The 21,933-nt window shown below is 36.8% G+C and carries 21 protein-coding genes and 1 pseudogene; 5 read left to right on the top strand and 17 right to left on the bottom strand.

What is annotated here, in order from left to right; translation table 11 throughout:
- Positions 1-76: 76 nt before the first annotated feature.
- The 5 genes from HMPREF2619_RS11460 to HMPREF2619_RS00355 all read right to left on the bottom strand — a co-directional run bounded on the left by HMPREF2619_RS11460 (position 77) and on the right by HMPREF2619_RS00355 (position 5,449).
- On the bottom strand, positions 77-847 hold the full coding sequence (locus HMPREF2619_RS11460) for a DUF6339 family protein (RefSeq protein ID WP_222563149.1): 771 nt from the start codon (positions 845-847) through the stop codon (positions 77-79).
- Positions 840-1,703: a hypothetical protein gene (locus HMPREF2619_RS00370; RefSeq protein WP_070458067.1), complete on the bottom strand. Its 864-nt coding sequence runs from the start codon at positions 1,701-1,703 to the stop codon at positions 840-842. The genes HMPREF2619_RS11460 and HMPREF2619_RS00370 overlap by 8 nt, the downstream gene beginning before the upstream one ends.
- Positions 1,687-3,603: a hypothetical protein gene (locus HMPREF2619_RS00365; protein WP_070458063.1), complete on the bottom strand. Its 1,917-nt coding sequence runs from the start codon at positions 3,601-3,603 to the stop codon at positions 1,687-1,689. Before HMPREF2619_RS00365 ends, HMPREF2619_RS00370 begins: the two co-directional genes overlap by 17 nt.
- 13 nt (positions 3,604-3,616) lie before the next feature.
- Positions 3,617-3,853 carry a hypothetical protein gene (locus HMPREF2619_RS00360; RefSeq protein WP_070458060.1) on the bottom strand — a complete coding sequence of 79 codons (237 nt, stop codon included), beginning with the start codon at positions 3,851-3,853 and terminating at the stop codon, positions 3,617-3,619.
- 105 nt (positions 3,854-3,958) lie between these two features.
- Positions 3,959-5,449, bottom strand: coding sequence for a Sau3AI family type II restriction endonuclease (locus tag HMPREF2619_RS00355; protein ID WP_070458057.1), 1,491 nt, complete (start codon positions 5,447-5,449; stop codon positions 3,959-3,961).
- 116 nt (positions 5,450-5,565) lie between these two features.
- Here HMPREF2619_RS00355 and HMPREF2619_RS00350 point away from each other — a divergent pair, with 116 nt between their 5' ends.
- Positions 5,566-6,831, top strand: a complete 1,266-nt coding sequence (locus HMPREF2619_RS00350) for a DNA cytosine methyltransferase (protein WP_070458054.1) — start codon at positions 5,566-5,568, stop codon at positions 6,829-6,831.
- A 59-nt stretch (positions 6,832-6,890) separates the two neighbouring features.
- Here the strand turns inward: HMPREF2619_RS00350 and HMPREF2619_RS00345 are convergent, their stop codons facing one another.
- The 3 genes from HMPREF2619_RS00345 to HMPREF2619_RS00335 all read right to left on the bottom strand — a co-directional run bounded on the left by HMPREF2619_RS00345 (position 6,891) and on the right by HMPREF2619_RS00335 (position 10,043).
- On the bottom strand, positions 6,891-7,295 hold the full coding sequence (locus HMPREF2619_RS00345; protein WP_006152721.1) for a PaaI family thioesterase: 405 nt from the start codon (positions 7,293-7,295) through the stop codon (positions 6,891-6,893).
- Positions 7,296-7,364: 69 nt separating this feature from the next.
- Positions 7,365-8,846 (bottom strand): UDP-glucose--hexose-1-phosphate uridylyltransferase, encoded by a 1,482-nt coding sequence (locus HMPREF2619_RS00340; protein WP_070458051.1) that lies wholly within the window; start codon positions 8,844-8,846, stop codon positions 7,365-7,367.
- 18 nt (positions 8,847-8,864) lie between these two features.
- Positions 8,865-10,043, bottom strand: a complete 1,179-nt coding sequence (locus tag HMPREF2619_RS00335) for a galactokinase (protein ID WP_070458048.1) — start codon at positions 10,041-10,043, stop codon at positions 8,865-8,867.
- Between the two features lie 168 nt (positions 10,044-10,211).
- Between HMPREF2619_RS00335 and HMPREF2619_RS00330 the strand changes: the two genes are divergently transcribed.
- Positions 10,212-11,213 carry a LacI family DNA-binding transcriptional regulator gene (locus tag HMPREF2619_RS00330; RefSeq protein ID WP_070458045.1) on the top strand — a complete coding sequence of 334 codons (1,002 nt, stop codon included), beginning with the start codon at positions 10,212-10,214 and terminating at the stop codon, positions 11,211-11,213.
- A 67-nt stretch (positions 11,214-11,280) separates the two neighbouring features.
- On the opposite strand, the gene HMPREF2619_RS00325 is transcribed toward HMPREF2619_RS00330, so the two are convergent.
- Both HMPREF2619_RS00325 and HMPREF2619_RS00320 read right to left on the bottom strand, forming a co-directional pair.
- Complete coding sequence (locus HMPREF2619_RS00325) at positions 11,281-12,318, bottom strand: zinc-binding dehydrogenase (RefSeq protein ID WP_070458041.1); 1,038 nt, start codon at positions 12,316-12,318, stop codon at positions 11,281-11,283.
- 79 nt (positions 12,319-12,397) lie between these two features.
- Complete coding sequence (locus HMPREF2619_RS00320) at positions 12,398-13,294, bottom strand: cation diffusion facilitator family transporter (protein ID WP_061863636.1); 897 nt, start codon at positions 13,292-13,294, stop codon at positions 12,398-12,400.
- A gap of 133 nt (positions 13,295-13,427) precedes the next feature.
- On the opposite strand from HMPREF2619_RS00320, the gene HMPREF2619_RS00315 reads away from it, so the two are divergent.
- From HMPREF2619_RS00315 to HMPREF2619_RS11455, 3 genes are read left to right on the top strand one after another with little or no spacing between them, the layout of a single operon-like run.
- Positions 13,428-13,967 (top strand): TetR/AcrR family transcriptional regulator, encoded by a 540-nt coding sequence (locus HMPREF2619_RS00315; protein ID WP_070458038.1) that lies wholly within the window; start codon positions 13,428-13,430, stop codon positions 13,965-13,967.
- A 15-nt stretch (positions 13,968-13,982) separates the two neighbouring features.
- On the top strand, positions 13,983-14,453 hold the full coding sequence (locus HMPREF2619_RS00310; RefSeq protein ID WP_070458035.1) for an HXXEE domain-containing protein: 471 nt from the start codon (positions 13,983-13,985) through the stop codon (positions 14,451-14,453).
- A 35-nt stretch (positions 14,454-14,488) separates the two neighbouring features.
- Positions 14,489-14,821: a glucuronide permease gene (locus HMPREF2619_RS11455; RefSeq protein WP_083279559.1), complete on the top strand. Its 333-nt coding sequence runs from the start codon at positions 14,489-14,491 to the stop codon at positions 14,819-14,821.
- A gap of 73 nt (positions 14,822-14,894) precedes the next feature.
- Here the strand turns inward: HMPREF2619_RS11455 and HMPREF2619_RS00305 are convergent, their stop codons facing one another.
- From HMPREF2619_RS00305 to HMPREF2619_RS00275, 7 genes and pseudogenes are all read right to left on the bottom strand, one after another.
- On the bottom strand, positions 14,895-16,412 hold the full coding sequence (locus HMPREF2619_RS00305) for an ABC transporter permease/substrate-binding protein (protein ID WP_070458033.1): 1,518 nt from the start codon (positions 16,410-16,412) through the stop codon (positions 14,895-14,897).
- Complete coding sequence (locus HMPREF2619_RS00300) at positions 16,405-17,133, bottom strand: ATP-binding cassette domain-containing protein (protein ID WP_070458030.1); 729 nt, start codon at positions 17,131-17,133, stop codon at positions 16,405-16,407. Before HMPREF2619_RS00300 ends, HMPREF2619_RS00305 begins: the two co-directional genes overlap by 8 nt.
- Positions 17,134-18,093: pseudogene (locus HMPREF2619_RS00295) on the bottom strand (zinc-binding dehydrogenase). It lies immediately after the preceding gene.
- 13 nt (positions 18,094-18,106) lie between these two features.
- On the bottom strand, positions 18,107-18,871 hold the full coding sequence (locus tag HMPREF2619_RS00290) for a nuclear transport factor 2 family protein (RefSeq protein ID WP_070458027.1): 765 nt from the start codon (positions 18,869-18,871) through the stop codon (positions 18,107-18,109).
- Positions 18,872-18,874: 3 nt separating this feature from the next.
- Complete coding sequence (locus tag HMPREF2619_RS00285) at positions 18,875-19,324, bottom strand: MarR family winged helix-turn-helix transcriptional regulator (protein WP_049503489.1); 450 nt, start codon at positions 19,322-19,324, stop codon at positions 18,875-18,877.
- A gap of 133 nt (positions 19,325-19,457) precedes the next feature.
- On the bottom strand, positions 19,458-20,162 hold the full coding sequence (locus HMPREF2619_RS00280) for a hypothetical protein (RefSeq protein WP_070458024.1): 705 nt from the start codon (positions 20,160-20,162) through the stop codon (positions 19,458-19,460).
- 152 nt (positions 20,163-20,314) lie between these two features.
- Positions 20,315-21,463 carry a DUF4767 domain-containing protein gene (locus tag HMPREF2619_RS00275; RefSeq protein ID WP_070458021.1) on the bottom strand — a complete coding sequence of 383 codons (1,149 nt, stop codon included), beginning with the start codon at positions 21,461-21,463 and terminating at the stop codon, positions 20,315-20,317.
- Between the last annotated feature and the right edge of the window lie 470 nt (positions 21,464-21,933).

Below are 21,933 nucleotides of genomic sequence, written 5' to 3'. Positions count from 1 at the left end.
ATTAGAGTGGGAAAGTAATAAAAAAAGAGGCGTGAACCTCTTTTTTATGTATAAAAATGATAGTTAATAAATCAATTTAAGACATACGATAAATCGCCTTAATACCCTCGGTCTCCATCAAATGACTTTTAACTATAACTTTTATATCTTCTCTCGTTAAAAAGTCTAAAACTATTACCCCACCAACTAAATTCAATATTTTGTTAGCATTGGTGTAGGAATACCTATTTTCAATCATTTTACCTTCATCAATTAGTTCATATATAGCTTGTAAACTCCCTAGAACAATATCTTTATTAGATACTAAGTTGCTTGAAAAATACGCAACAGCATTTCCTCTGTAACTCCCTGATAAAAATCTTTTTGTATAGTAATATGGATTTGAAGAATCTTCATCAAATGTATAGTAAGCAATCCACCATAGAGAAGAAATACTATTTATCATTAAAGATCGTTTATTACCTCTATTAAATATAGTTCTAGCTGTTATGCTTGCTTCCCTGGTTGTACCGTTAATATTACTTAGCTGGTCCAAATGATAATCTAAATAATATGTATTTTCAAGTGCAACCCAAATTTTTTCATTCTCTGCCTCTGCAATAGTTAAATGTTTTAAAGATTCCCAAATTATTTCAACATTCTTTTTTGGAGCTTCAGAATCCAAGGATTCTAAAATGAGTTCTTTATACTCAAACTCATTTAGCGAATCATAGACATTATTAGTATCAGAAAATAGGTTAATTATCTTTTCTTTATCATTATTTATATAGTACGGCAAGTATTTACTATGAAAATTTGTTTTAAAATCATCTAAAAATTCATCAGAAACATATTTTAATTTACTCATTTTTCATTTCCTCAAACATATAATATTCATAAAGAGAAGATTCTAAAGGAAAATCAAGCAATTGCTGAGCAACCATCATTGAACTTTCTTCTTGTAAATCTTCAATATTGTAATCAATCTTTTTTAATAACTCTCCAAGAGATTTATACCACTCTTTACTATCATCAACTTCTAACCTCTTAATTTTTTCAATCGCTACTGTTATTGCAGGTAGAATTATAGTTGTTAAGAGTAAGCGTTGTTGTACTTTACTAGAATTAGATAAACAGACATAAGCTAAATAAGATTTTTCAGGTAGATTTATTTGTATAACATCTCCATCTAAATCAACTTCCATATATTTTTTGTTATATTTAGCAATACGAACCATTGATTTCAAGCTACCATATTCATTATTAGCAAAATCAACTTGCAACTCAGCCATAGTATCATAAGCTAAAATACTGCCTTTTTCAATTTCTGGAATTACAAAATCTTTTCCGTAGTAATCAGGATTAAAACCTTTGTTGCTATAATTTTTTATTGCACTTGTTGCGATAATCATCATGTTGACAAATAGTTTTTTAGGCGTAGATTCACTAATTAATTCAATCTCTTTTCTTGTTTCTCCTTTTTCAAGGAAAAAGAGCTTCCTATAAGAAGATGCCTGCCCTTCAATATGAATTGCGAATTTTGCTTTATTTTGCTTTATCAACTCATCTATTTCACTATTACTCAAACTGAAGTTGAAAGTCAAAAGTATGCTATTTAAGCTCATTTTTTTTTGAGAAATATTTACTTCAAAATCTCCTGTTATAAAATCATCCAGTTCTTTACTTAAAACAGGATATGGGAACATATCAGATTTTAATTTCATTTATTTTTCCTTCCATCTTCATTAATAAATTGGAGTTTACTTTAATATCGATAATTACCCTCTTATCTTTATTAATGTCTAATACTCTAAAATCAGTATTTGATTTTTTAACCATATTAGATTGAGAGGTAAGCTCTCGTATTATAGCTTGTGTAATTGTGCCATCTTCTCCAACAAAGTTGAATTGTAAATCTATCTCTTTGAATTCTTTTTTAGGTTTCAATATACATCTATATTGTCCTTCTTTGCTGTTTAACGCAACAATTTTTATTCCAAAAAATTGAGTAACATCTACTAATTTTTCTTCTTTTGTCTTTTGATTAAAACCTAATCTTTCTAATATTCCCTTCTTTTTATTTGAGGTTTCTTTTTTAGGTTTCCTATCATCTTTTTCGTTATCCAAATTAAAATCTTTCAAAATAGAATCTACCTCTTTTTCGATTGGATTATAAAGATTATTTGTCTTATTCTTATTCCTATTAATTTCTACCGAATTAATAGAATTCTTTATTCCTGAATCCTTCCTTTTAACGTTTTTTTCTGAATCTGATGACAAAAGTGGCAAAAAATCTTTCATTCCAATCGCATCTATTACATCTTCTACATTTTGTTCATAAGAACTTTTAACACATTCTTTATACCAATCATATAAATCTTTTAGCAGTTTTTTAGCTACCTTTCTATCTTCCTTAGAAGCCTGATCGCTACTCCAATCAGTATGATTTGTATTCTCGAGACTCTTTAAAAACTTATCTAAACCTATACCAGTAGCACGAAAGACTCCGGTAAATAGAATATTACCGCTTACATTTCTTCTGTCATAGATTTTCATACCTGATATTCTAGTCTGTAATATGGCTCTATTAGCATCTTCTCTCTTCAAAAGTATTAATTTCCCATCGCTTTTTGATTCAACAAACGGATAAGCTAGAAAACGATTATCTAATTCAAACTCTAATCTATTTTCATTAGTCAATGCATCATAGTAATTCAGAGTATTTTTAAAAATTATTTTTTCATCAGGAGATTTTTTTAATTCTTCAAGCTCCCTAATAACTTCACTGATATTATCAGAATTGAGTCGAGCATTATTCACTCTAACTATTAATTTATTTTCTAAAATAGAGACTAGAAAATTATTCACTGCTGAAAGTAAAATTCGCTTTTCCCAATCATCTTCAGTATCTCGGAATCCTAAAATAAATAAATCTGTCCCATATTGTGATAAATCACGACTTTTAAAATTAAAATTAATTTGCCCAGATATATGTTTATATTGTTCCTCTTTATATAAAGCACGCTCTTGAGTTACAATTGTTTCATCATCTGCATCGCAATTAAATGATACAAAGTTTAAGACGCCAACATGTTTCGGACTTGAGTTGGTAGGAACAGTATTATAAAAAACTAATCTCAAGTCTGAATTGGCAAAAGGAGCAGCTTTACCAATCCCTTTACTTCCTGCCGCATTATCATCAATCTTTTCTGTATATCCATTTCCTAGAACTAGTGCATCATAGCTTTTATCATTTAATCCATATGTATTAAAATCACTAATCTTTAACACTCTAATTTTATCTGATCTAAGGACTTCTCTAAATGATTTCAGATACTCTAAAGTTCCAATATTTTCTTTTTTTCTCCAGAATTCCTCCGCTAATGGTAAAGCCGTATCATAGATTTCATCTATTCCCGGAATATCCCTTGTAGATATTTCATCAAAGTCAAATGTAATTTCAACAGGATTATTATTTTCCTTTATTTTCGCATCTAGAGAGTTCTGTATTACTTCTCTCGTTAATGAATCAATAACATTATCAAGAAACGAATTTATAGATGGATCATTTGCTCCCCTTGGAGTCAAATCCCTACCATGTGGGAATGCCCATTTTTTAGCCATAATATATACTCCTTTATTTTTTATTTTTTGAAAACGAAAATCTATTGTCTTTTTTTATAAATTCAACTTCAAACATCTTTTTTGTTCTTTGAATTTCTAATTCTATTGCTTTAAAAATTTCAGAAACTTCATCCTCATTATAATCGTAGTTACTTCTATTAGCTAGATCACCAATTAAATGTATCTTCTGAATAACTGTATTTGTTCTAGATTCAGCCAATCTTAAAAATCGTTCATGTTTATCTTCCATTTTTAACTCCTTTAAATATATATATTTATTTTACAATATAATGAAAATATTGTAAAATATAATTTATATAAAAATAAAAAGACTGCTTTGCAAGCAGTTTTTTATTTAATCCCATTTTTCATTAATTATTTCATATACAAACATTTTTGGCATCCAAAAAGAATGCTTGGTAATTCTTCGCCCATCAGGAAGGGGGTTCGTATCTGATAGTTTTCCTTTTCCTACAAAAACATTTTTTTCAATCTCATAATAAGAGTTTGATGCATGAATTTTGGTAAACAAGAACTTATTCACTTTGCTTTGAGGAAAGTTTGTCGAAACACCTTTTTTTGTCTGAGTTAACTGTACCCCTTCATTAATAATGGTACGTGTTTCATTCCAGACACGTTTTGCTTCATCGACTAAACGTTCAGGGAATCCCCAAAACTTCACTTGACTTAAAACATATTCTCCAGGTTCTTCTTCCTTAAATACAACAAACATATAGCGTTTGTCACAAATTTCTTGAAAAACATGAGATTCTTCCCAGTTATCATTTTTTGCCAATTCTATAAAATCATAAACTTTAAACGGTGAGTCTTCAGTAGGTAGCCCTTTTTTATTCACACTAATAACTCTAAGATTCATATTGGCTTTTTGAAATTCCTGAGTATTTTCTATATCACCAGTAATACCAATCATTTTACGAATCAGTAAATTATTTCTAGATTTTGAGCGACGAGGAACACCGAACGCATCATATAAGTCTTCCGCTCTCCATCCTTCATACTTCAAAATTTTTTCTTCAATAAGCTGGGTAAATGTTTTTTTCGTTCCTTTTGCAGTAGCTAATACACTCTCCTGTTCATGACTAGCAAAGATTTTATGATTAATCAAATACGTCATGTAACTAGACTTTAATTCCCAAGCACGTTGTTTGGCCAAAACATCACTAAAAGGTTGTTTTTTCCAATCTTTGTCTTTACCGGCTCCTTTGGTACAAGTTGATAAATAGTTCCCATCAGACTCAGACAATTCGTGCGCACGTCCCTCCTTAATTTTCTGAGTAATTCGAGCGTAATCATCTAAAATGACATTCATATCTTCCTCAAACCATTCATACAGAAACACTTTTTCAATCATGTAATCCAAAACTGTATTTTCAGGAATCAAACCGTTGTAAAATAATAAAAGTATTTTAGAACATTTTTGCCATAGATGAGTTTGATAAAAATCGTCCAAGTTCTCTTCACAATAATTAATAATCGTCAAGACTAGTCGTTCTTTTGCAGAGATGGTTCCATTCTTATTAACTTTAAATGGAGTTACCTTAAGCTCTACTCCAATTTTTTCAAAATCGGCTGCAGCATTACTGTTAGGCTGATAACCATAATAATAACGTTCTAAATAATTCCCATACTGTCCCTTTGACGATGGTTTAATTTCTTTTTTCTCATATTCATTAGCTTCTTGATTTTGATAATCCTCGTATGTTTTATAGAGAGAACGATTATATTCTTCCATAACCTCAGCAAATTTTCTATTCAAAAGTTTGTGAGAGTAATTTACAACACTATCAATATCTTCATCGTTATAATTAAATAAATTTTGTTTCATTCTTTTCTCCTACTCCCTATATTATATCAGATTAAATACAAAGCAAGCATTAATACTTGATCAATCGTTGAAAATAGTATATAATGGATTAAACTGAAAAATTGTAAGGAGAAAAGATGAAAGTTCTCGAACTATTTGCTGGGGTCGGAGGATTCCGAATAGGATTAGAAAAATCTGATAACCAGTTCTTTGAAACAAAGTGGGCTAACCAGTGGGAACCGTCTCGTAAATCTCAAGATGCATTTGAGGTATATGATTGTCATTTCCCCGACAGCGAGAATATCAATATTAGTATCTCTGATATTACAGACGAAGAATTTTCGAAAATGGATGCAGATATGATTGTAGGAGGTTTTCCTTGTCAAGACTATTCTGTCGCTAGAAGTAAAAAAAATGAAAAAGGCATCGAAGGAAAAAAAGGAGTCCTCTTTTGGGAAATCATTCGTGCTACCGAAAATATTAAACCTAAATATCTTATCCTCGAAAACGTTGACAGATTGCTAAAAGCCCCTTCTAAACAACGAGGAAGAGACTTCGCAATCATGCTAACAGCTTTCAATAATTTGGGATATTCAGTTGAATGGAGAGTTATCAATGCGGCTGATTACGGACGAAGCCAAAGACGTCGTCGTGTTTTCTTCTTCGTTTATCGTAATGATACTAATTTTGCAAAATCAATTGATGAACAATATGAAAACAATGAAGCAGTAGCTGAAGAACATAAATATGATGAGTATTTATTTCAAACAGGTTTATTTGCAACTCAATTTCCAATAAAAAATAGACCAGTTAAAAATAGACATGTTTTTCATGAACTTGGAGATGATATCGTAGAGGTATCTGATAATTTTACAGGTACCGTTTGGAACACAGGTATTATGAGATATGGAAAATACTACTCTATCGATACAGAGCCTAACTTTAATGGAAGACCAATTACATTAGGTGAAATTCTTCAGGATGAAAAGGATGTTCCTGATAAATATTTCATTACAGATCCAGCAAAATTGGAAAAATTCCAATTTCTAAGGGGACCAAAACGAATTGAACGTACTTCTGCAGACGGTCATACTTACATCTATTCTGAAGGTGGTATGGCTCCCTATGACGATTTAAACTTACCCGGTCGAACAATGTTGACTTCTGAAGGTACCGTTAATCGTTCAACCCATTTTCTTAAAGTTAATGGTAAATACCGTCTTATAACTCCAGTTGAAGCAGAACGTCTTCAAGATTTCCCAGATAATTGGACAGCTAAAAAGAAATTAGCTGATGGGTCTATTGTAGATGTTTCTGATAAAATGAGAATGTTCTTTATGGGAAATGCTCTTGTTACTGAGATTGTAAGAAAAATCGGTGATTTTATAAAGAAAATTGATTAAAACAAGTTGCTTACATTAAACAACATAAAAAAGAGGCGTTTGCCTCTTTTTTATGTTTCCTATATCCTCACCTGTCTATCTTCTGACCGTTGTCCTGTGACAAACATGGTGAAGGTTGCCTTGCAGACATTTCGGCCATCTTGATTGATGATATCAACATCGACGACACAAGTAGTGCGTCCTTGGTGGACACATTCTCCTTTGATAGTGAGAACATCTCCTAGATTTCCGGCTTTCAGATAGTTGATGGAAGACTGGAGTGTCACCCCGTCTAATCCTAGCGAAATCACCACAAGACCACTGATTTGGTCACATAGGGTAAATAGATAGCCTCCATGGGCATTTCCATAGTAGTTGAGTGAAGAGTCCACTACTTTTGTTGTCACCACCACGTGACCGTCTCTCATTTTTTCAATTTCGTAGTTTTCAAAGGCAGATATAGCGTCAAAGTGAAAATCTTTCATACGTTCCTCCTGATATTTCAAACGACACTATGATACTACTTTTCAAGACTCTACGCAAGAGAGAAGCACTTATTCGGGCAAAATACCAACCTGCTCCACAAAGCGCATAAAGGCAGCTTGTCCTTCTTCTGTTTGCTTGTAAACTCCTGCATATTCCAAAACTCGCGCAAAGATTTTTCCAACAGATTCTTGGACGATATTAAGAGCTTGGTCTTTGTCAGTCAATCCAGGATGGGATTCTTTCAACTCATCTGCCCATTCTTGGTGATAATCTGCTACTGAAACATCCTCTCCGACTAGATAAGCTGCCACCTGCTCCACTTCTTCCTTCAAGCGTGGTGGCAAGATTGCCAAGCCCATGACCTCTATCAAGCCGATATTTTCCTTCTTGATATGTTGGACATCCTTATGGGGATGATAGATACCATCTGGATGCTCTGGAGATGTTTGGTTATCCCGTAAAACCAAGTCTAACTCAAACTGGCCATCTCGTTTACGGGCTATCGGTGTAATGGTATGGTGCGGTGTCCCGTTGCTTTCTGCCAAGACCTGTACACTTGGGTCAGAATACTGACGCCAAGCCAGTAAGATTTTCTCAGCAAGGTCCGTCAAATCCTCTTTAGAATCTGAAGTTAGTCGAATCACAGACATAGGCCACTGAACAATCCCTGCTTTGACAGTTTCAAAACCTTCAAAGGTAAAGTTTTTCTGTAAATGAGCCACTTCCATTGGGAATACATGGCGCCCACCTTGATAATGATCATGGGTCAGGATGGAGCCACCCACGATTGGCAAATCAGCATTTGAACCAGCAAAGTAACCTGGAAATTGCTCCACAATTGCTAACAAACGTTCAAAACTTTGGCGACTAATGGCCATAGGACGGTGCTGGCTATCTAGGAAAATACAGTGCTCATTAAAGTAAGCGTAAGGCGAATATTGAAAGCCCCACTCCTGACCAGAAATATCAAAACGAATAATTCGGTGATTGCTTCTAGCTGGATGATTGACACGACCATGGTAGCCTTCATTTTCCATACAGAGCTGACATTGAGGATAGTTACTCGACTTAACCAACTTAGCTGCCGCTATCTCTTTTGGATCCTTTTCAGGCTTAGAGAGATTGATGGTAATCTCCAGTTCACCGTAGTCAGATGGTACACGATAAGCAATATTCTTTGCGATGGCCTTCAGTTTGATGTAGTCATTCTTCTGACTGAGTTGGTAGAAATCTGCAATTGCCTGCTCTGGTGACTGGGCATAGGTATCCCAAAAATCACGATTAACCTGACTTGGACAAGGGGTTACCAAGTCCATGAGGTCAGCACCGAGAATCTCACGCGCAGCCTGACTATCTTCAATCGTTTCCAATCGAACGGCTTCCTCGACAAGCTGATCTTTTAGTTCAATCAAATCATCTTGGTCAGTCTCAACTTCAAAAACTCCATCTCCCACCAGTGCTAAAACACGATTGGTCAGATAAATCCGATCCAACTCTTCAAAGCTACTTTCTGCAATAACTTTGGTCACAAAATTTTCTACTAAGGTCACTAGAAAACCTCCTTCTGACTAATCAAGAACGCGAGTTCCACCTGCCACTTCAGCGATATAGAAGCTTGGAGCGTAGCCAACTACTTCTTCGTAGTGTTTGCCAACAGCTTCTTTAAAGGATTCAACTGCATCTTTTTGAACCAAGGCAATGGCACAACCACCAAAACCTGCTCCTGTCATACGAGCGCCTAGAACACCTTCTTGAGCCCAAGCTGTATGAACAAGAGTATCCAATTCCAAGCCAGTCACTTCGTAATCATGCTCAAGAGAAACGTGAGACGCATTCATCAAACGACCAAACTTGTCCAAATCTCCTGCTTGAAGAGCTGCTTGTGCTTTAAGGGTACGTTGATTTTCAAGAACTGCGTGGCGAGCACGTTTCAAACGATTTTCGTCTTTGATCAGGTAGCTGTATTCATCAAAAGCCCATTCATCCAATTCGCCTAAAGTCTGGATATCCAAGGCCACTTGAAGTTCTTCCACTGCCTTTTCACATTCAGCACGGCGTTCATTATATTTAGAATCTGCTAGTTCACGACGTTTGTTGGTATTCATGATCACAACAACATTGTCTTTCAAATCAAGTGGAACCAAGTCGTATTCTAGAGTATTTGTATCTAGGTAAATAGCTCGTTGATCTGCTCCCATACCGATAGCAAATTGGTCCATAATCCCAGAGTTAACTCCGATAAAGTTATTTTCTGTTTGTTTCCCGATTTTAACCAAATCTAGACGGTCCAATTTTAGGTCAAAAAGGTATTCTGCCACGACACCAGTCAAAAGCTCCAAAGATGCAGAAGAAGACAAGCCCGCACCATTTGGGATATTTCCAAATACATAGAAATCAAAACCTTTGTCAATCACATGACCAGCTTCTTGCAAGAAATGAAGGACACCTTTTGAATAGTTGGTCCAGTTGTGCTCTTTCTCAAACTTAAGGTCAGCTAGAGGCACTTCAATGATGCCTTTGTCCTCAAAGTTTGCTGAGTAGAAACGCAAAACTTGGTCATCGCGCTTGCGAGCAGCCCCATAAGTTCCTAGTGAAATAGCTGCTGGGAAAACATGACCACCATTATAGTCAGTATGTTCCCCAATCAAGTTGATGCGCCCTGGTGAGAAGAAGGTTTGATCCGCTTCTTGACCAAAAACAGCAAGAAAATCCTTGCGAAGTGCTTCAGCAGTAAGATGTTGTGTCATATGAATTCTCCTTTTACGAAATATTAGGTAAAAAAGTTTATCCTGTAATCGTTTTCTTCTATTGTACCCAAGGGTTTTGCTTAGGTCAATATTTTTACCGATATTTTACTAAACTATGAGTAAAAAGGAAGAAAAATATGCTATAATAACCTAAAAAGGAGGGGAATTATGGCTACACTCAAAGATATTGCTCAGCTAGCCTCTGTCTCGATCGCAACTGTATCCCGTGTCCTCAATCGAGATCAGAGTCTATCTGTGACAGAAGAAACCAGACATCGTATTTTAACCGTTGCCGAAGAACTAGGCTACACCAAACATCTCAAAACAGGTGAATCACATAAACTCAAACAGAAAATCGCTATCATCCAGTGGGTCAGTGAACAGGGAGAGTTAGAAGATCTCTACTACTACCAGATTCGCCTAGGAATTGAAAATAGAGCTCAAGAATTAGATTACGACATCTTGCGCTATTTTAATGACCAGCCTTTTACGCTTAGCGAAGAAGTCATTGGTATTCTTTGTATTGGGAAATTTAGCCAAGCACAGATTGCATCATTTGAGGAATATCACAAACCCCTAGTATTTTTAGACAGTGATACGATTGCTCTTGGTCATACCTGTGTCATTACAGATTTTTATAATGCTGTTAGACAGGTTGTTGATTACTTTACAGACCACGGGATTAAAAAGATTGGTATCTTATCCGGTCTTGAAACTACTACTGACCAAGAAGAAGTCATCGCAGACAAACGCTTAGATTACTTTAAATCCTATACACAAGAAAAGGGAATTTATAACGAAGAATTCATTTTCCAAGGTCTATTTACTGCCCAATCTGGATACGACTTGATGAAAGAGGCTATCGAAAAATTAGGAGATAAACTTCCACAAGCCTTTTTTGCAGCCAGTGATAGTTTGGCAATCGGTGCCCTTCGCGCCCTTCAAGAAGCCAGCATCAGCATACCAGAGCGCGTCAGCATTATTTCCTTTAATGATACTATTCTAACCAAGCAAGTGTTCCCACCACTTTCTAGTATTACTGTCTACACCGAAGAAATGGGACGCACAGGAATGGATATTCTGAACAGAGAAGTCCTTCACGGCCGTAAAATTCCAAGCCTCACCATGCTTGGAACCAAACTGACATTAAGAGAAAGCACCTTGCATTAAGTACAAAACTTGAACATAAAAAAATCCTAATAAGAACTTTTCAGTTCTCTATTAGGATTTTCTTTTTTTAATCCATCACAATCATAGATTTAATGGTCTTGCGTTCATCCATGGCCTTATATGCTTTGTCAATATCTTCTAGTTTGTAACTTGAAGTAAAGACACGACCTGGATTGATATCATCATCAAGAACAGCTTTGAGCAAGAATTGCTTATCGTATGTTGTTGCAGAAGCTGCTCCACCTGCAACAGAGATATTTTGCATAAAGGTTGAACCAAGAGCACGATTCTTATAATGTGGAACTCCTACAAATCCCATACGACCGCCATTATGAAGGACACCCAGTGCTTGCTCAACAGCCGCCTCAGTACCAACACACTCAAGTGCTGCATCTGCTCCACCGCCAAGAATTTCACGCACCTTGGCAATGCCTTCTTCTCCTCGCTCAGCTACAACAGCTGTCGCTCCTGATTCCAAGGCCATTTTTTGACGATCTTCGTGACGACTCATGAGGATAATTTGTGAAGCGCCACGCATTCTAGCTGCGATGACAGCACATTGCCCAACAGCTCCATCGCCAATTACGACAACTTTATCACCTGTTTTCACATCTGCCACACGCGCTGCATGATAGCCAGTCGGCATAACATCAGCCAGAGTCAAGAGAGACTTGAGCATACCTTCTGTATAGTCAGATGGTTGTCCAGGAATTTTTACAAGGGCCCAATTGGCATAGTGGAAGCGGAGATATTCAGCTTGGAAATTTCCTCCTAGGTTATTTCCAATATGATTGTCACAGGAACCATCAAATCCAGCACGACAGGCATCACATTCGCCACAACCATGAGTAAATGGTACAATCACAAAATCACCGGGCTTGACCGTTGTAATGGCTTCTCCAGTTTCTTCAACGATTCCAATCGCTTCGTGTCCACTATTTTTATGTCCCGCTTTAATATCTGGATTTCGGTAACTCCAAAGATCCGAACCACAAACACAAGCACGAACTACACGGATAATGACATCATCCGATTCTTGAATTCTTGGACGTTTAACCTCTTCAATACCAACCTGACCTGCTTTTTTATAGACTGCTGATTTCATAAACATTTACCTCTCTGTATCTAACTTATTTCAAGTATACACTTTTTATGAAGCTTTCGCTCACTTATACTACGTCTCATTAATGATGATGTTCATGACTTTTATCTACTTCCAACTCCTCAATTTTACGCTTATGAACCTGGTGGCTTGCTAAGTCTGCATCTACCTCAATGGTAATATTTTGAAAACCACAATCTTTGAGTAGGGTTCGAATGGATTCTTTACAAACCTCCATCTGTCCGATCTCTTTTAGACAAACATGGATAATGGCATTTTTCTCCAAACCATCCATGGTCCATAGGTTAAGCTGATTGATACTAGCCACATACTCCAACCGTTCCAAATCACTCTTTACTTGCTTGATATCCACTCCTTCTGGCACGGCATCGAGGAAAATCTTGAGTGTAGACCAAAAACGTGGAATAGCCTTTAACAGAATGAAGAAGGAAATGACAAGAGATAAGAGCGGATCCAGAATATACCAGTCGGTAAATCGCAGAACAATAGCCATTAGGATAACAGCCAGCCAACCCAGAGTATCTTCCAGAAAATGCAGGCTAAGAATGGATTCGTTTTTTGTTTTTCCCTTGCGAACTACTAGACTCGCCAGCACATTAATGCTAACAGCAATGATTCCTAGCCAGAGGATACCCTCATCATTGACCGCTTGTGGATGAAAGAGTTTCGTTATATTCTCCAAAATGACTAAAGCAGATCCTGTCATGAGAATAACAGCCGTTACCAAGGCACCTAAGAGACTAAAACGTTTGTACCCCAAGGTGTAATGACTATCTTCTTCACGATTGGAGATTGTTTCTAGAAATGCTGATAGCCCAATTGCGATTGCATCTCCCAAGTCATGGACAGAGTCAGCAAGAACAGCACTAGAACCAAATACTCCACCAGCGATAAACTCGACAATGGCATAACTCAAATTTAAGAAAAAAGCTAGCCAAACCGCACCTTTCGTTGTCATTTTTCCGTCCTCCTTTGGTATAATAGTAGTATAAATATTCCCTTTACTAGTATTATCTCTTACTCCGAAAAGAAAGGATAGGGGCAAACTGTTCTCTTTGTAAGTTACTGAACGATTTGTTCAAAGTGTCCATATGACTAGTCAAGACCGTCGCATTACCAAGACACGAAAAGCTATCTATACTGCTTTTTTACAATTATTGAATCAAGAAGATTACGAATCCATCACAGTTCAGGAGATTATTGACCTAGCAGATGTCGGTCGCTCCACCTTTTACAGTCACTATGAAAGTAAGGAACTGCTTCTAGACGAGCTCTGCCGTTATCTCTTTCATCATCTTTTTGAACGTGAGGAAAATATATCTACAGAAGCTTATTTGGCTCATATCTTTTCACATTTTAAGAAAAATCAGGACCACGTCACCAGTCTTCTTTTCTCTAAAAACGACTACTTCCTCCGTCAATTGCAGAAAGAATTGGAACACCATGTTTATCCTATGGTCGCAGAGGACTTGCAAGTTTCCTATCCTAATATTCCTGCTTCTTATCTCAAACACTATGTTGTAACTAACTTTATCGAAACATTGACCTGGTGGCTGAAAAAGGGGAAATCTTACACAGAACAAGAAGTTATCCAGTTTTATTTGGAGATTTTAAAAGTGGGTTCGAACTAGAAAGGAGTATTTTCAATGACCAGCGTGCAATTTTATTTTCTATTTCCATCACTATTCATGCTTCACGAACTCGAAGAAATCGTTTGGATGCCATCCTTTGTCAAAAAAATATCAGCGCAGTTTCCAGATAATCTAATCCTTTCTTATTACACGCCTTTTGCTTTCAATGCTATTGTCTTAGAGCAATTTTTGATCCTACTTCTTTCGCTTTTCCTTAGTTACTGGTTTAACAACTATACCATTTACGCAACCATTGTAATTGCTTATATCTACCATGTTTTCGGACATCTGATTCAGACAGTCGTTATTCGAAAATATGTGCCTGGCTTGTTAACGGGCATTTTAACGAGCTTGTTTTCTCTATGCAATCTCAAAAATGAATTTCCAATTATACTTTATGGTTACTCTCTTTTTACCTTGTTGGTTATCATTTTAAATCTTGTAGTTTCATTTATGATTCTTCATAAAATCAGTCATAAAAAATAGCACTCAGGCAATCATATCCTAGAAAGGAAACATCTATTTCACTTTATCTTATTTTTAGCATCATCACAACCTTCTTAGCCCTTGCCTTTGCCCTCCTTCATTTATTGGCCAGCCTTTCAGAATTAAGAAAAGGCAAGAATACTCTAGGAAATCAACTTCTATTCATCGGAAGTTGCCTTGCGACCTTATCTCTCATCCTCTACTTCCTTTTGCCGATTGTAGCTTTATTCATTTGGCTGATTGGCTGTGCTTTGATTTGCTACGGAGCCTATTGGAATGGCAAACAAAAAGAAAACTTCCATCCAACCCACCATCTGGTTCGAATTGGAATCGCACTTGTGCTTACCCTCTTGTTAGCCTTGATATAATAAAAAGGATCGTCTGATCCTTTTTATTTACTGATAGGAGTATCAACTAATCCAATACTCCTTTGAGAATTGATTACTTTAGAATCCCTTCCTGCACCAAAAACTCACGTGCTACTTCTTCAGCCGATTTCCCTTCCACACCAACTTGGTAGTTCAGCTGACTCATCTGGCTTTCAGTGATTTTACCAGCTAGTTTATTAAGAACAGCTTCCAACTCAGGATGTTTTTCGAGTAATTCAGCTTTCATGAGTGGGGCTCCTTGATAAGGAGGGAAGAGGTGTTGATCATCCTCCAAAACTACCAAATCATAGCGAGCAATCTCCGCATCCGTCGAATAAGCATCCGTTATCTGGATATCACCTGATTGAATAGCTTGATAGCGTAAAGCAGGCTCCATGGTAACAACATTAAGATTCAAGCCATAAAGAGTTTTTAATCCTTTATTACCATCCTCACGGTCATTAAATTCGAGTGTAAATCCTGCTTTTAGCTGACCCTCAACCTTTTTCAAATCTGAAATCGTCTTAAGGCCATATTCTTGTGCAATCGTTCTTGGTACAGCTATTGCATAAGTATTTTGATAAGCCATAGGCTTAAGAAAATTGAGTTGATCCTGCTTTGAGATACCATCACGCGCTACTTCATAGACCTTCTCTGGATCATGACTAACTTTTGGGAAGGGCTGCAATAAACTTTCTGTTATAGTACCCGAAAACTCAGGATAAATATCAATGTCCCCTTTTTTCAGCGCTTGATAAAGGAAATCTGTCTTCCCAAAGTTAGGCTTGACCGTCACCGTCATATCCGTATTTTCCTCAATGAGAAGCTTGTACATATTCATGAGAATCTCAGGTTCAGGTCCCAACTTCCCAGCTATAACCAGATTTTCTTTCTCTTTATTTGGAATCATGCTTGGAGCATAACTTGCTCCCAAACCAAGCACCATAACAGCAAAGGCTGCAACAATTGTACGCAACTTTGCCTTTTCCAACCATTTGAGAACAACATTAAAGAGAATGGCCAAAATGGCTGATGAGATTGCACCGATTAAAATCAGACTAGCATTCCGACGATCAATTCCCAAAAGGATAAAGGAGCCCAATCCTCCAGCTCCAACAAGAGCAGCTAGAGTTGCTGTCCCAATGATCATAACGGTTGCTGTACGAACCCCCGATACAATGACTGGCATGGCAAGTGGAATTTCAAACTTCTTGAGTCGCTCCCACTTGGTCATTCCAAAAGCAATCCCTGCCTCCTCAAGGCTAGGATCAATGCCGTTCAAGGCTGTGATTGTATTTTCCAAAATCGGGAAAATAGCATAAATGACTAGAGCTGTAAGGGCCGGTAAGGTTCCAATTCCCATGAAAGGAATAAAGAGACCCAATAAAGCCATTGAAGGAATGGTCTGGAAGATACCCGCAATTTGTAGCACCCAATTCGCCGCTTTTTTGTGGCTATTTAGATAAACCGCAAGTGGGATGGTCAGAAAAATAGCAACCAATAAGGTCAAAAGCGATAATTGTAAGTGTTGACCAAGAGCGGTTAACCATTCCCCAAAACGCTCTTGAAAGGTTGAAATCAAATTAGACATGAAGGCTACCTCCAAATAAGTTTGCTACAAAGTCTGTCGCAGGCGCTTGTAAAATTGTTTCAGGGTCTGCGACCTGACGAATTTCTCCATCCTGCAAAACTGCAATTCGATCCCCTAATTTTAAGGCCTCATCCGTATCATGTGTTACGAAGATGGTCGTCATGCCGAATTCTTTATGTAATGCCTTGGTCAATTCTTGCAACTGCTTGCGTGAGATGGCATCCAAGGCTGAAAAAGGTTCGTCCATCAATAAAATTTTTGGTTCCCCAATGATGGCTCGTACAATGCCAATCCGCTGTTGCTCCCCACCAGATAACTCGCTTGGTAAACGATGAGCATAATCTTCCGCAGGAAGCCCCACTTTGGCTAAGAGTTCTTCTGTTTTAGAAATGATTTGTTCTTTAGTCCATCCCTTCATCTCAGGAATGAGAGCTATATTTTCCTCAACGGTCAAGTTAGGAAATAGGGCAATGGCTTGAAGGACATAGCCGGTACTGAGACGTAACTCCCGTTCATCATAGTCCTTGATGCGTTTCCCATCCATATAAATATTGCCATCTGTCGGCTCCAAAAGACGGTTAATCATCTTGATCATAGTGGTCTTTCCAGATCCTGAAGGTCCCACAAGAACCATAAATTCTCCATTTTCAATGCGGAGATTGACATCTTTTAAAATGTCCTTTTCCGTATAGCGCAAGGCTACATGTTTGTATTCAATCATTTAATCTACCTCATTTTTCACGATAACTTTACCAAAAGAATGGCTTCCTTCCAGATAAGCATGCGCTTCCTGAATTTGGTCAATCTTATAAACTTTTTCAGGCCCTACATCTACACGATACTGCTCGACAAAATCTACCAAAGCCTGAAGCTTGTCTTGACACACATTGCCAGAAGCAAAGGTCGTCAAGTAGAGATTGCGAGAGAGCATCTCAATCGGATCAAAGTCTGGAATAGTCCACTGTCCACCCAGTAGCCCACAAGAACAGATAATCGCACCTTCTGCTGTCCGCGCAAAAGTATCGAGAATAGCACTTGGACCAACAAGATCCAAAACCTTATCGAACTGCTCTTTCGTGTGCAAGACACCATCCTTCTCCAAAATCACTTGATCAAATCCGACTGCCTTTAACTGCTCTTCTTTAGCTAAATTTCGGCTAGTTCCTGCCAGATGAATATTAGGAAATTTCCCTTTCAGCAGTTTAGCAAAGGCAATTCCTACACCACTGGTTGCTCCGCGAACTAACACGCTATCTTTCTCCTCAATCTTGAGGTTAAGAAAAGATCCAAAAGCCGTGTAATAGATTTCCGGAAGGGCGATCAAACTTTCCAAATCAAGTTCTGTCTTGATTGGATAAATTTGCTCATTGGGAGGAAGGGTATACTCTGCATAGCCTCCATCAAAGGCTCGCCCCATCTCCCCCATAATGGAAATGATTTGCTGGCCAATCTTCAAATCCGGTCGTGTTGTTTCCTCCACAAGACCGACACACTCAATTCCTAACACACGAGGAAACTTTACTGATGGTGATTGTCCCTTGCGGGTAAAAATTTCACTGTGATTGATGCCAAATCCTTGGATTTTCACCAGGGTTCAACCTGCCTTCAGGACTGGTTTTGGTCGTTCGACCACTTCTAATACCTCTGGTCCACCTGGAATGCTCACCACAACTGCTTTCATAAGGTACTCCTTCTTAAAACTTTCCTCTATTGGTCAAGTCTTCCACCTTAGGCATCACTTCCTTATTGTCCCAATGTTCAACAATTTTTCCATTTTCTAAACGGAAGATATCGTATTGAGCATAGGCAACGCCATCAATCAATACCTGACCATAACTCACTGCAAAATTTCCTTGAGTCAAGAGTTGGAAAACAAAGTCATAGGCCACATGGTGCTCGCGTACGTAATCCTTATAAGCTTGACTCCCTTGCCCAATCTCATGATTATGCTGAATCACATCCTCTGCCACAAAGTCTTCCCATTGATCGAGCTCCTTGTTTTGGAAAATTTCTGTCAAGAAACGACGGACCAGCTTTTTATTTTCCGCTGACTTGTCTAAGTCCTTGAGTTCAAAATCTCCAAAGATCTGATCTAGTTGTCCATTTTCAGGTGTGCGATAGTAGTCAATAACGTCCCAATGCTCAACGATACGACCATTTTCATCTGCACGGAAAGTATCTGTCGTCACCCATTGGGCTTCTCCACCGTTAAGGTATTGGTGCACATGAACAAAGACCAGATTTCCATCTTCAATGGTACGAACAATCTTGATTTCACGTTCTGGATGGCGCTTAAAAAAATCTGCAAAGAAAGCAGCGAATCCTTCTTTCCCATCCGGCACTCCTGTCGAGTGTTGGATATAGGTATCCCCTACTGAGCTTGCTTGCGCTTCTGCTATACGGCCATCTTGAATAGCACGAATATATAGATTTTGTGCATTTTGTGCTTGAATGGACATGATTTATTCCTCGTTTTCTTTTTTCTTTAAATTAGTGATAATACGCTCTTGATAAGCTTCAAATTCCTGGATTTCTTGATCCGAAAATCCTTGGTAGAAAATTTCACCTAACTCTTTACTGACACGGTCTCCAATTTCTTTTTGCGCCCAACCGAGATCTGTCAAAGAGATATATTTTTTTCTTTTATCCTGTGTACAAGGCTTAATCGTAACCAAACCCTGTTCTTCTAATTTCTTAACCATACTGGTCAGCGTATTGTTTGCCAGACCTGTCGCAAGAGCAATATCAGTTGCGGTAGCACAACCCAACTCTTGCTTCCACAAGATTGTTAAAATTTTTCCCTGCTCACTTCTGTATTGGGCATCTGGTTCCTTGCTCAAGAGTTTTTGAAAGATACGCCCATTCAACAATCGAATCTGTAGAGCTTGGTAGCCCCCTAACATCTTGTCCATTTTATCTTCTTTACTTCTATATAGAACTTTCTTAATTTATTGTAATACTTTTTATTACATCTGTCAACTATTTCGATATAGAAATAATAAAAAACTTCCTACCCAAAAGTAGAAAGTCATCATTTTTATAAAATTAAACATGAATCACATCTGAAGCATTCCTCTTAAAGAAACTACTATGGACCAGATAAGGGCCATACTTAGAATTTTGACTAGAAACCAAGCATAAAGGAATGATAAAAATTTTTATAAAGTAGAGTAAGCAAAAAAGTAAAAAATAACTAAAATTAAGAGTTTTTAAATCAAGAAAGTAAAGATAACAGACAATTGATGTATTCAATAGAATATTAAATCCCGTAGCAAAACTAGCCGATAAGATATTCGTCTTTATCTGAGAATTAAAGAGTTTGACAAGAAATAAGGCTAATAAAGAAGTATTATAGATACAAATCGGTTTATAATTATTACGATAGAAAACTAAACATTTATTGTTATAAAAAACAAGCCCTCTGCTAAAATTACTCCCTTTGTTAATCCAAACATGGGAAACTCCACTGATATCACTCCAAGGAACAAATAAATCTAACCTTCTAATGTATATCCCATCCTGAGTAATATAAAATTTCCAAGGAAAAAGAAAATTAATACCAATGCCAACTAAAATTAATAAAACAAGGGAATACCCTAACTGTGTTTGATGAAAGTTGAAGGCGTAATCAAAGATAGTAACTGTTTGAATACCTCGCCCAACAATTTGATGAACACCCAAAAAATATAAAATAACTATAAATAGAACAAATCTATAATAAATACTATGAAACTTCACACTTTTTGGCATAGAAATTATTCTCCTGGATTATAGAATCATCATCAAATAATGCTTTACGTTCTTATATAACACTAGTATACCATTAAATACTCAAAGAATATAAAAATGAAAGAAGGGATTTTAAAAAATAGAGCTTGGCCTTGACCAAACTCTTCATTTTTCTACTCTTCCTCAACTAAGCGTTTAAACTCTGCTTGGATCTCTGTATTCTCTGTCGGTTTTAAGTACATAATCCCACCATTTGTTGTTGGAGAATGAAAAACAATCGCTTCCCCAGTATCAGTTATCGCAAAAAAGTAGCTATGCACGTCCGGGTATTTATCCCAGTTACTATAGCGTTCCACAATTCGATACTTAGCATTTCCTAAACCTGTATCAGTGTATTCGGCATTCATTTTTTCGCTTGGTCCATCTCCAAAGGTATAGAGATTATCTGCACCAACATCACCACCAGAAATTCCCTTTTTGTAATTCGGTTGACCAAGTCTTTCTCCCCATCCTTTAATGAAAGCTTCTAATTTAGCAGATTTACTAGTATTCCAAGGGGCCCTTTGCTTATCTCCCGAGATAGCCGAGCTACTAGAATCTTCAAATTTCTGCCAATCTAGTTGCTTGAAATTCATTAATTCTGCCTCTGTCTTACCAAAATCAGAATGCAAACTTTTGTTACCAGGGACACGAATGTCCTGTTCCTGAACTTTACTTGCTGCTTGTTGGTTCGAATTCAGATGATAAAGTACTCCCCTACCTTCACCTGTACCAGATGACCAGCTTAATTCTAAGATGTCACCACCCTTATAGATATTCATAGAATTTCTAGCACCACCATGACCTGCAACAAAGCCTTCTGCTAAAAGGAGTGGTTTCTCATTCACAAGATAATAAAGACCCGAAATAAAATAATCACCATTAGATTGCTCAACTCCTATTAGCAATTCCTCTACACCATCTTTATTAAGATCCGCATAGGCATAACCCATTTTATCTGATTGAAAAACCGCATTTTCAACCGACCAACTATTGATAGGGCGTTCAGTGCCTTGTAAACTCTTATAGAGATTAGCAATCACATTAAGATTTTTCGGTGTAGATAGGATTTTTTTGTAATCCTCAAAAACTGGCTTGTATAAATCTTTATAATCTTTCTTAGACTCTCCAGACTTTATCTCGTTACTAGTAGTTGACTGACTAGTTGTAGTAGATAAACTAATATCATTACTAGAAACATCAGAATTTTGATTACTACAACCAACTGTTAAAAAACTAAATATAAGAATAAACAGATTTCCTACTATACTTCTATTACCCATAAAAATCTCCTCTTGAAATGAATGGTGACCATAGCTTTGCCTACATTATATCAAATATTTTAGAGTTTCGGTAAAATAAAAAAACTTATATATACAAATACTAAGTAAATAAGTTCTATAATTCTTATATTAGATACACCTTCGATAAATACTATAGATCTAAACATAATGTAGGAAAGGCCAATAGGAGCTATAACAAAAAGAGATTAAACCATTATTTAAAGGTAATTTATAATACGATTAAATTATAATAGAAACTTACATGAAAATAAAGAAAAGAACATTAACACATCGAAAGACCAAAATAGAAATGCAGATAGAATCTAGAAAAAAAATACAAAATTGCTAAAAAAACTTATATATTCGGTTAGTTTAATAACATAAAACCTAGAAACTTCCTAAGTGTGAAACAAAAAGAGTGAATCTTTTGTTTCACTCCAGATTATGTGACTTTCAGTCCGTCTCGCTCC

It is taken from the genome of Streptococcus sp. HMSC074B11 (genome assembly GCF_001808705.1).
In the GTDB taxonomy this organism is placed as follows: Bacteria; Bacillota; Bacilli; order Lactobacillales; family Streptococcaceae; genus Streptococcus.
The sequence above is the reverse complement of the archived record's forward strand: the minus strand, read 5'-3'. Positions and strand labels throughout refer to the sequence as shown.